The sequence below is a fragment of the Anoxybacillus thermarum genome, assembly GCF_000836725.1.
Lineage (GTDB): Bacteria > Bacillota > Bacilli > Bacillales > Anoxybacillaceae > Anoxybacillus > Anoxybacillus thermarum.
Genome location: NZ_JXTH01000003.1, coordinates 17796 through 30083, shown reverse-complemented (window position 1 = coordinate 30083; position 12288 = coordinate 17796). Strand labels below are relative to the sequence as shown.

General features: G+C 39.5%; 13 protein-coding genes. 2 read left to right on the top strand and 11 right to left on the bottom strand.

The window, feature by feature from the left end; all coding sequences use genetic code 11:
* Positions 1 to 11: 11 nt before the first annotated feature.
* The 5 genes from LH47_RS01180 to LH47_RS01160 all read right to left on the bottom strand — a co-directional run bounded on the left by LH47_RS01180 (position 12) and on the right by LH47_RS01160 (position 4636).
* A complete protein-coding gene (locus LH47_RS01180) occupies positions 12 to 197 on the bottom strand; it encodes a hypothetical protein (protein WP_043964003.1) in 186 nt (61 codons plus the stop codon).
* A gap of 80 nt (positions 198 to 277) precedes the next feature.
* Positions 278 to 1228 carry an L-lactate dehydrogenase gene (locus tag LH47_RS01175; protein ID WP_043964002.1) on the bottom strand — a complete coding sequence of 317 codons (951 nt, stop codon included), beginning with the start codon at positions 1226 to 1228 and terminating at the stop codon, positions 278 to 280.
* A 160-nt stretch (positions 1229 to 1388) separates the two neighbouring features.
* Positions 1389 to 1961 (bottom strand): 5-formyltetrahydrofolate cyclo-ligase, encoded by a 573-nt coding sequence (locus tag LH47_RS01170; RefSeq protein WP_043964001.1) that lies wholly within the window; start codon positions 1959 to 1961, stop codon positions 1389 to 1391.
* Between the two features lie 54 nt (positions 1962 to 2015).
* Complete coding sequence (rpmG, locus tag LH47_RS01165) at positions 2016 to 2165, bottom strand: 50S ribosomal protein L33 (protein WP_021095202.1); 150 nt, start codon at positions 2163 to 2165, stop codon at positions 2016 to 2018.
* A gap of 80 nt (positions 2166 to 2245) precedes the next feature.
* Positions 2246 to 4636: a sugar phosphate nucleotidyltransferase gene (locus LH47_RS01160; RefSeq protein WP_043963998.1), complete on the bottom strand. Its 2391-nt coding sequence runs from the start codon at positions 4634 to 4636 to the stop codon at positions 2246 to 2248.
* A 144-nt stretch (positions 4637 to 4780) separates the two neighbouring features.
* On the opposite strand from LH47_RS01160, the gene LH47_RS01155 reads away from it, so the two are divergent.
* Together LH47_RS01155 and LH47_RS01150 are read left to right on the top strand one after the other, a co-directional pair.
* A complete protein-coding gene (locus LH47_RS01155) occupies positions 4781 to 5098 on the top strand; it encodes a hypothetical protein (protein ID WP_043963995.1) in 318 nt (105 codons plus the stop codon).
* Entirely contained in the window at positions 5095 to 5511 is a 417-nt protein-coding gene (locus tag LH47_RS01150) for an endolytic transglycosylase MltG (RefSeq protein ID WP_043963993.1), read from the top strand. The genes LH47_RS01155 and LH47_RS01150 overlap by 4 nt, the downstream gene beginning before the upstream one ends.
* A gap of 35 nt (positions 5512 to 5546) precedes the next feature.
* Here the strand turns inward: LH47_RS01150 and phoU are convergent, their stop codons facing one another.
* The 6 genes from phoU to LH47_RS01120 form a co-directional block, all read right to left on the bottom strand.
* Positions 5547 to 6206 carry a phosphate signaling complex protein PhoU gene (phoU, locus tag LH47_RS01145; protein ID WP_043963992.1) on the bottom strand — a complete coding sequence of 220 codons (660 nt, stop codon included), beginning with the start codon at positions 6204 to 6206 and terminating at the stop codon, positions 5547 to 5549.
* 62 nt (positions 6207 to 6268) lie between these two features.
* Complete coding sequence (pstB, locus tag LH47_RS01140; RefSeq protein WP_043963990.1) at positions 6269 to 7081, bottom strand: phosphate ABC transporter ATP-binding protein PstB; 813 nt, start codon at positions 7079 to 7081, stop codon at positions 6269 to 6271.
* Between the two features lie 26 nt (positions 7082 to 7107).
* Complete coding sequence (pstA, locus tag LH47_RS01135; protein WP_043963989.1) at positions 7108 to 7989, bottom strand: phosphate ABC transporter permease PstA; 882 nt, start codon at positions 7987 to 7989, stop codon at positions 7108 to 7110.
* A gap of 2 nt (positions 7990 to 7991) precedes the next feature.
* Positions 7992 to 8942 (bottom strand): phosphate ABC transporter permease subunit PstC, encoded by a 951-nt coding sequence (pstC, locus tag LH47_RS01130; protein WP_043963987.1) that lies wholly within the window; start codon positions 8940 to 8942, stop codon positions 7992 to 7994.
* 97 nt (positions 8943 to 9039) lie between these two features.
* The gene (locus tag LH47_RS01125) at positions 9040 to 10014 is read right to left on the bottom strand and encodes a PstS family phosphate ABC transporter substrate-binding protein (protein ID WP_043963984.1); all 975 of its coding nucleotides are present in this window, start codon (positions 10012 to 10014) and stop codon (positions 9040 to 9042) included.
* 113 nt (positions 10015 to 10127) lie between these two features.
* Complete coding sequence (locus tag LH47_RS01120) at positions 10128 to 12281, bottom strand: peptidoglycan D,D-transpeptidase FtsI family protein (RefSeq protein WP_052584998.1); 2154 nt, start codon at positions 12279 to 12281, stop codon at positions 10128 to 10130.
* Positions 12282 to 12288 lie beyond the last annotated feature (7 nt).

The window sequence follows — 12288 nt, the reverse complement described above, 5'->3', positions numbered from 1 at the left end:
ACAAAGCGCAACTATTTGTACTTTTGTAAAAACAATGTGGGTACAAGACGTTGGCGAATAAACGGAATAGACATTCCCCATTGAACTACTCGCTTTTGAACTGCTTCCCGTTTCAAAATTTCATTCAATAGCCGATAGCGAAAACGATAAAGAACAAGCACTACAGCTAAGGTCGCGATCAATGTTTTTCCATTCAATATGATCACCCTCCTCCTCATGCTTACCGTTCCCTTTTCTCATTAAAATTATAAAAAAGGCTGCCTCGTTATGAGACAACCTATTGCAACCCAACGCGTTTCATTACATCTTTTAACACCGTTGCAGAATGAGTAAATTTTTCTTTTTCTTCTTCATTCAATTGCAATTCGACGACTTCACGAATACCGTCGCGGTTTACGATCGCCGGTACGCCAATGTACATATCGTTTTGACCATATTGTCCTTCTAAGTAAGCTGAAACAGTAAGCACGCTATTTTCGTTTTGTAAAATTGCTTTTGTTAAACGAACAAGTCCCATGGCAATACCGTAATATGTTGCACCTTTGCGTTCAATAATTTGATACGCTGCATCTCGCACGTTCACAAAAATGTTGTCTAAATCTTCCTGTTTATATTGTGGTTTTTCTTTCATCATATCAGCAATTGGGCGGCAGCCGATAAACGCATGGCTCCAAACCGGCAATTCTGTATCGCCATGTTCTCCAATGATATAAGCATGTACGTTACGTGTATCGACATCGAAATATTCCCCTAGCAAATAACGGAAACGAGCTGTATCTAAAATCGTTCCTGAACCGATGACGCGCTCTTTCGGTAAGCCAGAAAACTTCCATGTTGCATATGTTAAAATGTCAACTGGATTTGTTGCAACGAGAAAAATTCCATTAAATCCACTCGCCATGACTTGATCAATAATGTTTTTGAAAATTTTCGTGTTTTTCTCCACTAAATCTAATCGTGTTTCTCCCGGTTTTTGATTTGCTCCTGCCGTTAACACAACAATTTCTGCATCTTTGCAGTCTTCATAATTACCGAACCAAATTTTTGTTGGCGATGGAGCGAACGGCATACCGTGGTTTAAGTCCATCGCATCCCCTTCAGATTTTTCTTTATTAATGTCAATAAGAACGAGTTCTTCTGTCACCCCTTGGTTTAAAAGGGCAAACGCATAACTTGAACCGACAAAACCTGTTCCAACTAAAACAACACGATTTACTTTATTTGACATGTTCCTTCCACCTTTCGTATATGTCATTTTACAACAATATGTGCATTGTTTATCTGTTTCACACTTACATTGTACACTGTTTCACAAAGTTTATGAGGCATGAATTATTAACATTTTGTTAATTTTTTCTCCTGTATAATATGAAAGCGCTTATTCTGTTTTATAATTCGCTTTCACAAATGATTATTCCTTCATTCGTAATGATCATTTTTACAGAAATATCATGTTTTTCAATCGGCAACGTAGAAACGATTTGACAATCATATGCAAGTGAAAGGGTGTCATTAGGAAAATCGACTAAATAACGATCATAATATCCTCCACCGTAGCCAAGACGATATCCGCGTCGAACGAAAGCGAGGCCTGGAACGAATAGCAAATCGATTTCATGTTTTTGTACTTCTTTCGTTTCTTCTACAATCGGTTCATATAAATCAAAAAAAGAGCGCTCCATTTGTTGAAAAGAATGAATTTCACGAAACGTCATTTGTTTTGTTGTCACATTGCATTTCGGAATGGCAACTCTCTTCCCTTCTTGCCACGCTCGTTCAATAATACAAATCGTGTCTACTTCGATTTGTCTTGAAATCGTTATACCGATCATGTGTGCCTTTTGCCAACCATGTTGTTGAAATAATACGTCGTGAATGACGTTCTCTTTTTTCTTCCGCTCTTTCTTTGTCATATGTAAGAGACGTTGTTTCATTTGTTGTCGTAAATGTTTCTTATCCATTATCCTTCCCCCTGTTTTATAAAAAAATAAGCAGCAGGAAAAAAATCCTACTGCTTACTTCGTTTCACGATGAACTGTTGCTTTTTTGTCTCGTGGGCAATATTTTTTCAATTCAAGGCGCTCTGCGTTATTGCGTTTATTTTTTGTTGAAATATAGTTGCGTTCGCCGCATTCTGTGCATGCTAACGTAATATTTACACGCATCGTTCTTTCCCTCCAAACAAAAGTATTATAATCACACCTTCTCATCATATCATTTTTCTTAAACAATTTCCATATGAATTTTATACGTTTTGATATTGCCGAATTTTCTTTATATAGTATTTTGTATATTCTTTTGCTTTTTGAGCGTTTGTCGCTTGGGAATAAATCGTTAACGTCGGTTCATCTACCTTTGGTAAAATGAGTGTCCATGCCCCATCTTCATGATACACTTTTATGCCATCTGTAAAATCAACATGTTTGTCATAACATTCTTCTAACAATTTGCGCATGACAGCTGCTCGTTCATGCCATGGGCAATAAACATCGCGGCATGATAAATGAATCGTTGGGATGGACGAAACAACGGCTCGAAGAGAACAACGTTCAATAGCTAGCAAATGGAACAGTTGCACACACGCATACAGTCCATCAAAATAAAAATGAAACGGCTCATGATGATGGGCAAACAAAAAATCTCGTCTGGCATCTTTGACATACACAATGTCCCCATATAGACGTTCCGCTAATGTATGCAACATCGATGGGGCCCAAGAGGGAACAGCCACTTTTTTCGTTTCACTAAATAAAAGCGATACTAATACGTGCAATGAAATGACTTCCTCATTCGTCAATGCCGTTCCTTGTCCGTCAAAAATTCGAAAACGTTCGCCTGAACGGTCAAATACGATCCCAAAATGAGCGTGCTCTCGTTTAATTTGCCTGCGAATATGTTCGTCATCTTGATGATCTGTCCAAACGACTTGAATGGCAAACGACTGAAGTGTATGTTCAATGATTTCCCGCAGTAAAGGCGAGCTACAAACGACTACTTTCCATTGTTCCGATGACGAAAAAGGAATCCATTGTCGTAAGGCTCGAACGTACAATTCGTCTTTTTCTTTTTGTTTCATCGCTTTACCGATTTGTGTCAATGACACATAACAGGCATGTTCATGCTTCATTTGTTGTTCAATAGCTCGTTCCATCGCTCGATCGATCGGGTAGCCATATTCATCATAGATGTCAACAATCACTTCATCATGTTCATTCATCGTAATAAATACACCGCCATGATACTGTTTATGAGGAACAATATAACGAAAAGCTGGCAAATATCCGCCTTCATATATGTTTGTATGCATGCCATATATGTGTAAACACCCGGCAAATAACATACTCATTGATCTCGAAAATGGATGGGCATCAAAGCCGATTAATATACGACTTTCCTTTTCATATAGGCTACTGTACGCGGAAGCAAGCCTCGTTATAAATAGCGGATGGGCATCAATATATGCCCGCATTTTTATTCCTTGTTCACTGAATAACGTTTTCGTATGTTGTTCCCCCCATACAATCGAATGTTTCACTTTCGTTTTTTCAGCAATTGTTTTATTTGGCCAAATTTTCACTTCATGTTGCACTTTCACTTTATTTTCTAATTTACATTTTGCTCCGATGACCGCATAATCAAATATTTCATTTTTTTTGCCGATGTATACATCATTAGCAACGATCGCCCCGCGTAATTCACTATGTTGATCAATATATACGTCGGACCAAACAATAGATCGTTTTAACGATGCATATTTACTAATCACTGAACGTGGGCCGATGACCGTGTAAGGTTCAACTGTTGCGTAGTCATCAATACGTACATCATCTCCGATCATGATCGGTCCTTCTAATTTAACCCCTTGCCCAATCTTAACCCCTTTACCAACCCATATAGCAGGAGCAATTTCTTTATAGTGAGAAGGAACGAAACGTTGATTCAGTAAATCGATATGTGTTTGATGATATTGCTCAATGACGCCAATATCGGACCAATATCCATCTGCTTGCCATCCGTATATCGGATATTCGTGTTGAACGAGATATGGAAAAAGATGTTGACTAAAATCGTAAGGTGGATGCTGTGGCATATAATCAAAAATAGTTGGGTGACAAATGTAAATGCCTGTATTCACTAAGTCGGTACATACTTCATTCCATTTTGGTTTTTCTACAAAATGAATAATTTTCCCGTGTCGATCTGTTACAATTCCACCGTATGAAAGGGGAGTCGCTTCGTGGTGCATAAGAACGGTAACTAATGATTGTTTGGAGAAATGAAAATCGATCGCTTGCTGTAAATCGATCGTCGTTAACGTATCTGCGCTGATAACGACAAACGTATCGTCTAAAAACGACTGCGCATGTTTTACACTTCCTGCCGTGCCAAGCGGCGTCGCCTCTTCAAAATAGTAAAGATGCACACCAAACCGCTGTCCATCCCCGAAATATTCAATAATTTCGTCACTTAAATATTCAACAGTTACAGCAATATGTGTAATACCATATTGTTTTAACCACTCAATACTATACTCCATCACAGGTTTATTCATAATCGATACGATCGGCTTCGGAACATGGCAAGTTAACGGACGTAACCGCGTTCCTCTTCCCCCTGCCATAATAACCGCTTTCACAACATATCCCCCCCAAGTGAAAGCACACTTTTTTCCATCATATCATGACAGCTACTTGCAGACAATAGATGAAAATTGTCGATTTGACACGAAAATGATGCATGATCGCTGCATTCCTATGTATAATAAAGTGGGGTGAAAAACATGATCGAATATGCATTTATTGGACTCGCTTCTTTTGCTATCATACTATTGCTTATTTCTTTCTTCCAAAAAGATCCCGTCAAAGAAGTAGAAGAACAAGTAGAACAGCTAACATTATCGACGATGCAACAATTATACGAAGTAAAAAAGAGAGTAAAAGCACTTGAAGAAGAGTTGCTTGTCGGAATCGAGCCATTTTCGAATGAAGAGCAAATTGCTCACTTATATAAACAAGGGTGGACAAAAGAGCAAATTGCTCGTAAGCTCAACATGCCGATAGATGAGGTGAATATAATGATCGCGAGGAATGAACGATGAAACGGACAACGCGTGCCTTTGCGGCTGGGATATTGTTTGCTACAACGATAATCGCTACAATTTACTATACAAATCATAACCAATCAAAAAATAATACCGTAAGCGAAAAACAATATGAACAGCTCGTTGCTGAACGAAACGAACTAGCGGATGCACTAGAAAAATTAAAAAAAGAAACAGAAAAAACAACACCGCCTCAAAAAGAAACGTACATTTATACGTTAACAATCGCTAAGGGGGAATCAAGTCGTGACATTGCAGAGCGTCTACAACAAGCGCATATTATTGATGATGCCCAGTCGTTTTTAACATATTTAGATGCACATGAATTAACGCGCGCGGTACGCCCTGGCACATACGTCATAACAAGCGACATGTCTTATGAACAAATTGCACGAAAAATAACGAAATAAGGATGTCCACGCACGCGCGAGGACATCCTTTTCATTTAGTCATTCAAATCATAATGTTTCCCTTTGACTAAATAAAATACGTTTTCAGCAATGTTTGTCGCATGGTCTGCAATGCGCTCGATGTAACGTGCTGTAAACGAGAGCTGAGTAATTTGCGACATCGCATCTGGATGTGCTTTTGTGTGTTCAAGCAACTCCCGAATGATTTCACCGTACAGACGATCGACTTCATCATCCATATCGGCTACTTTTTTCGCAGCGACGACATCCTCCTCGTAATATGCTTTTAACGTTAACGAAAGCATATTTACCGCGATGTCGTGCATTTTTTCTAACTTATTTAGCGAAATGACAAACGGCTGTTGGCCGATGCGAATGGCTGATTTTGCAATATTGACTGCAAAGTCTGCCATGCGTTCAACATCTGTGGCAATTTTAATGGCGACAATAATGCGGCGCAAATCAATGGCAACTGGCTGCTGTTTTGCAATTAATAAAATCGCAAAATCGTTAATTTCCTCATCAAGCAAATCAATTTTTGTATCGTTCTCAAGCACTTGTAATGCTAAATCGTTATTTTTTGTTTTTAATGCTTCAAACGATTGAGTTAATGCGATTTCTGCCAGACTTCCGAGCTGTAATAGTTGATCACGCAACGTTTGTAAATCGTCATCAAATTTTTCACGTACAGCCATGTTGACTCCCCCCTTTTATTTTGAAAAAATCGTGCGAGCGTACCCGCACGATTTTGATCCGATTATCCAAATCGACCTGTAATGTAATCTTCTGTTCGTTTATCGTCTGGATTCGAGAATAGTTTATCTGTATCGCTATACTCAATCACTTCACCGTTTAAGAAGAAGGCCGTTTTATCAGAAATACGAGCAGCTTGTTGCATGTTATGTGTGACGATAATAATACTATAGTTTTTCTTTAATTCTTGAACAAGCTCTTCTACTTTTAATGTTGAAATAGGGTCAAGCGCCGATGTTGGTTCATCCATTAAAATAACATCTGGCTCAATCGCTAAACAACGCGCGATACATAAACGTTGTTGTTGACCGCCTGATAATCCATATGCATTCGTATTCAAGCGGTCTTTTACTTCATCCCAAATGGCTGCACCGCGTAAACTTTTCTCAACGATTTCATCTAAAATTTTCTTATCACGAATACCGTGAATGCGCGGACCGTATGCCACATTATCATAAATCGATTTCGGGAACGGATTCGGCTTTTGGAATACCATTCCAACTTGCGTACGCAATTCTTCTACACGATATGATTTATCAAAAATGTTGCGACCGCGATACGTAATTTCTCCAGATGTACGCACGCCCGGCACGAGTTCAATCATTCGGTTTAACGTTTTAATATACGTTGATTTTCCGCATCCTGACGGACCGATAATCGCTGTTACTTCATTTTCGTAAATATCTAAATCAATATTTTTTAACGCATGATGTTCGCCGTACCATAAATTTAAATTTTTCGTGCGATACACCACGTTTTTTTCGCCTTGTTCTTCAGTTTGCTTATTTTTACGTTCTTTTACAACTGTTAATTCCATGAGTAAGTTCCCCTTTCAACGCCCAATTAATAACGTTTTTGAAACTTGTTGCGAATGAAAATGGCAATCGAGTTCATAAAGATGAGCACAACGAGCAATACGACAATTCCAGCTGCCGCTACATGTTGGAAATCAGCTTGCGGACGCGACGTCCAGTTATAAATTTGCATTGGCATAACCGTAAATGTATCAAGAATACCTCGTGGCAAATAAGCTAAAAACGTCGGAATACCTAAAACGACAAGCGGTGCTGTTTCACCAATCGCACGAGATAAAGCTAAAATACTGCCTGTTAAAATACCTGGGATCGCTGCTGGAAGAACGATGCGATAAATCGTTTGCCATTTCGTTGCTCCCATACCATATGATGCTTCACGCAATTGATTCGGCACGGCGCGAATCGCTTCTTGCGCTGCAACGACAATGACAGGAAGAACGAGCAAGCTCATCGTCAAACCTGCTGCTAAAATGCTCCGCCCTAAATTTAATTCACGAACGAAAATCGTCAAACCGAGCAAACCGAATACGATCGACGGAACACCTGCTAAGTTCGAAATGTTTGTTTGAATAAAATCAGTAAAACGGTTTTTTTTCGCATATTCCTCTAGGTAAATTGCTGTTCCAACCCCAATGATGAGTGAAACAGGAGCAACGATGATCATCAACCATAGTGAACCGACTAATCCCGCTTTAATCCCTGCATTTTCAGGACGGCGAGACGGAAAGTTATTTAAAAAGTCGATATTTAGCCAGCCAATTGCTTGAGTGAATATCCGATATAGAAGAACGACGAGAACAATAAGTCCAAACAACGTCGCTAAGAAAAATAAAAGTTTTAACACATTGTTGCGCAACAGACGACTGCTCATATATCGAACGACACGTTGTTTATCAATTAACTTCTCCATGATTAATACTCCTCCCTAAAGCGACGAGAAATGTATTGTGCGAGTAAGTTCATGGTCAACGTAAATACAAAAAGCGTCATGCCGACTGCATAGATGCTGTAATAAACCGTTGTACCATACCCTGCATCTCCTGTTGTCACTTGAACAATGTACGCTGTTAATGTTTGAATCGATTTCGTTACATCAAATGTAAAGACAGGAGATGAACCACCCGCTACTGCTACAATCATCGTCTCACCGACAGCACGGGAAATGGCAAGCATAAACGATGCCGCAATACCTGACGCCGCTGCAGGAAGAACGACTTTCAATGCCACTTCTAGTTTTGTCGATCCAAGACCGAGCGCTCCCTCACGAATCGAATTCGGCACAGAACTCATCGCATCTTCAGATAAGGAAGCAACCATCGGAATAATCATAACCCCCATGACAATTCCTGGGCTTAACGCATTAAAAATTCCTAAATCAGGAATAATTTTTTGCAAAAGCGGTGTAACGAATGTTAATGCAAAAAATCCGTACACAATCGTCGGGATTCCCGCCAATACTTCTAATATCGGTTTCAGTATTTTTCTTGTTTTTTCAGACGCATACTCACTCAAGTAAATCGCTGAAGCTAAACCGATCGGAATTGCTACAAGCATTGCAATTGCTGTCGTTAAAAGGGTTCCAGTCACAAGCGGAGCAACACCAAACGATCCGGTTTCTTCATTCCAAGGCAACCACTCTTTGCTTGTTAAAAATTCTACAATAGATACCCTTTCAAAAAAAATAAACGTTTCAAACAATAACGTAAATAAAATGCCGATTGTCGTTAATACAGAAATTGTCGCCGTCAACAACAACAATTTTGGCATTAACCATTCAATAAACTGCTGTCCGTTTTGCTTTTTCTTATTCTCTTTAATCATTTCACGAACAGAATATGAACGATTCCCATTTGTCATCGCCATAGCATGAAAACCCCTTTCCAAATTCATGGAAAGATGAGAAGCGACGGTAGTTTCGCTTCTCATCTCTACGCTTTGTTATTTTAATCTCTACGCTTTGTTATTTTAATCCTTCAAGTTTCTTCAGTTGCTCTTCATATTCTTCTTGTGGAAGTGCCACATAGCCTACTTCTTCAGAAAACTCTGCACCGTTTTCTAATAAGTATTTCATGAAATCATATACGTGAGGTTTTTCTTTTAATGATTTTGTATTCGCATAGACGAATAGCGGACGGGAAAGTGGCGCATACTCGCCGCTTCGAACTGTGTCGTTCGTTGGTTCAATAGGACCGTTTCCATTATCGATTGGAACAACTTTTAATTTATCTTTGTTTTCAACATAATACGCATACCCGAAGTAGCCAAGAGCATTTTTATCGCCTGAAATTCCTTGAACAAGGACGTTGTCGTCTTCAGATAATTGCGCTGTTTTATTTAACGGTTGTCCATCTAAAATGACTTCATCAAAATAGTCAAACGTACCTGAGTCATGTCCTGGAGAGAACAATTTAATTTCTTCATTCGGCCATTCTGGACGAATGTCTGACCATTTCACTTTGTCGTCACCATTTACTGCACCTGACGTAAAAATCTTCTTTAATTCGTCAACCGTTAAATAATCAACCCAGTCGTTATCTTTGTTTACTAAAACAGAAAGACCGTCAAAAGCAACTTTAAATTCTTCGAACTCAATGCCGTTTTGTTCAGCAGCTTTCTTTTCTTCATCCTTAATTGGACGAGAAGCGTTTGAAAGATCCGTTTCCCCTTTTGTAAATTTTTCAAATCCGCCTCCCGTTCCAGATAAACCGACAGACACTTGCACATCTGGTTGTTCACCCGCATACGTTTCAGCGGCTGCTTCTAAAATTGGGTAAACCGTCGACGATCCATCAACAACAACGTTACCGCTTAGCTTTTCTCCGCCGTTTTCTCCACCATTTTCGTCGCCTTGCTCAGCGCCGCCACCACATGCTGTTGTAAATGCTAGTACAGCGCTCGTTACACTTGCGAGTGCAAACCATTTGTTTTTCTTCATCTTTTGATTTCCCCCTACTTTTTTGTTTTGTTTTGTCCCACGAGTTATAGAATAATGGAAAGGTATTAAATTCGTTTTAAACGAATGTTAAGCTTTTGTAAATTCGCTTTCTTTTATCTTTCCATTGTTTGTTCGCCATTATTCAACGGTCCAGTAGGAGATGGTTCACCAGATTGACGCTGTTTTTTCAACTCAAAATACGCGTCTAAAATTTTTCTTCCGATGTAGTTATTGATCGGATAATGGTTTCTCGCATTTTGATATACCCACGGCACAACGACAGCAAACGCTACTTCTGGATTGTTGTACGGTGCAAAGCCAACTAACGTTAAATTGTATGTTTGTGTCATTCGTCTTGACTTGATCGGTCCATCATAAAACGCCTGTGCCGTTCCTGTTTTCCCTGCTGGATCATACGGAGCATTTGCGAAAAAGGCACGCGCCGTTCCGTTTGAACCATGCATGACGCGATAAAAGCCTTCACGCACACGCTCAATATACTCTGTTTTCATATCAATTCGGTTTAACACTTTCGGTTCGAACGAGTAGATGATGTTACCTATTTGATCTTTTTCGCTAATTGGTTCACGAATTTCTTTGACAACATGCGGTTGAATGCGATATCCACCATTCGCAATCGTTGAGACGTATTGCGCCATTTGAATCGGTGTATATACGTCAAACTGTCCAATGGCTAAATCGAGCAAGTGTCCTGGAAGTGTACTTTGTCCCGGCCATCCGATAATTTCCCCAGGCAAATCAATGCCTGTTTTCACCCCTAAACCGAACTGATTAAAGTAGCGTCGCATAATGGAAAACGCTTCTTTTTTTATCGGTAGCGCTTGATGTGGGCGATACGTAGAACCGGCAATAGCGATCGCTGTTTTAAACATATAAACGTTTGACGACATTTCAAGCGCTTTTAAATCGTTCATCGGTCCTGGACGAATACCGCTATGCGATTTTTTCGTCGGGGTCCCTTTAATATATAACGGTTCGTCAATCAGCACCGTGCCAGGTTGAATGACACCGGTTTGAAATCCTGTCAATACGGTCGCACCCTTTACCGCTGAACCCATCGCATAAGCAGATGTAATCGTCCCAAGGGCATAATCTTTTAATACAACTTTTCCGTTTTCATCGCGTGTATATCGTTTCCCAGCTAACGATAAAATTTCTCCTGTATTTGGATCCATCATGACAACGAAAGCACGATCAAGCAATTCTGTTCCACTGCGTCGCTTCATTGTCATTAATTCTTCCTCAATAATTTGCTCGACGCGTTTTTGTAATTCCATATCAATCGTTAAAACGATATCTTTTCCGCGTTGTCCTTGCGATATTTCAATCGTTTCAATAATGTTCCCTGCTTTATCAGTCACATTTTTTATTTTCGCCTTTTGCCCACGCAATACATCTTCATATTGTGCTTCAATATAACTTTTTCCTACTCGGTCATTTCGGTTATAATCCCGCGCTAAGTAATAGTCAAGCTTTTCGCGCGGCAACCCTTCTTCTGACGATGTGATATTTCCAAGCACTGTACGAAACGTATCACCATATACATATTGGCGTTTCCAATCTGTCGTCACATCTACACCTGGTAGCTCCTCTAAATGCTCACTAACAACGGCATATTCTTCGTCCGTTACTCCTTCATTTTTAATCATTTGCGGGGTTAAAGCGTATCCACTATTCATTTCCCGAAAAATAGCAACAACCTCAAGCTCACGTTCTTTAATCGTTTTTACATCTTCTTCTATAATGCGCTCGAGTTGCAATTGATAAATGTCTTTATCTTTTAATTTTTTTTCCCGAAACAACTTCCATTCTTTTTCAGTAATCTTTTCTTTTGCTTTCTCTTCGTTTGTCAAAATCCAATAATCTTTTATATCTCGCTCTGTGACGCGTTCGGTCGACTTTTCAATATATGCAGCTAACTTTTTAGCCACTTCAATCATTTCCGATGGCTTCGTTGTTTGTGTGCGTGTATACGTAATCGCATGAAGCGGCTCGTTATCGACGACGACTTGATAGTTACGGTCATAAATTTTTCCGCGCGGTGCTGGTGTATTGACTGTGACATTTTCTGTGCGCTCGACTTCTTTTCGATATTGTTCACCATAAACAATTTGAATGACACCTAACCGTAAAATAATCGTAGAAAAGAGTAAAAATACGATAAAAAATAGCACGTTTAACCGAAATGGCAACTGCATTCGTTTTTTCTTTTTCTTCGCTTTGTGAGCATGTTGTATTTGTTTCAAAACGCGC

What these genes read in the sequence shown, in the direction of transcription:
- LH47_RS01125 (WP_043963984.1), bottom strand. Translation starts at nt 10,014, where the DNA reads ATGAAGAAAAACAAATGGTTTGCACTCGCAAGTGTAACGAGCGCTGTA.
- rpmG (WP_021095202.1), bottom strand. Translation starts at nt 2,165, where the DNA reads ATGCGTGTAAATATTACGTTAGCATGCACAGAATGCGGCGAACGCAAC.
- LH47_RS01170 (WP_043964001.1), bottom strand. Translation starts at nt 1,961, where the DNA reads ATGGATAAGAAACATTTACGACAACAAATGAAACAACGTCTCTTACAT.
- LH47_RS01155 (WP_043963995.1), top strand. Translation starts at nt 4,781, where the DNA reads ATGATCGAATATGCATTTATTGGACTCGCTTCTTTTGCTATCATACTA.
- pstB (WP_043963990.1), bottom strand. Translation starts at nt 7,081, where the DNA reads ATGGAATTAACAGTTGTAAAAGAACGTAAAAATAAGCAAACTGAAGAA.
- pstA (WP_043963989.1), bottom strand. Translation starts at nt 7,989, where the DNA reads ATGGAGAAGTTAATTGATAAACAACGTGTCGTTCGATATATGAGCAGT.
- phoU (WP_043963992.1), bottom strand. Translation starts at nt 6,206, where the DNA reads ATGGCTGTACGTGAAAAATTTGATGACGATTTACAAACGTTGCGTGAT.
- pstC (WP_043963987.1), bottom strand. Translation starts at nt 8,942, where the DNA reads ATGGCGATGACAAATGGGAATCGTTCATATTCTGTTCGTGAAATGATT.
- LH47_RS01175 (WP_043964002.1), bottom strand. Translation starts at nt 1,228, where the DNA reads ATGTCAAATAAAGTAAATCGTGTTGTTTTAGTTGGAACAGGTTTTGTC.
- LH47_RS01150 (WP_043963993.1), top strand. Translation starts at nt 5,095, where the DNA reads ATGAAACGGACAACGCGTGCCTTTGCGGCTGGGATATTGTTTGCTACA.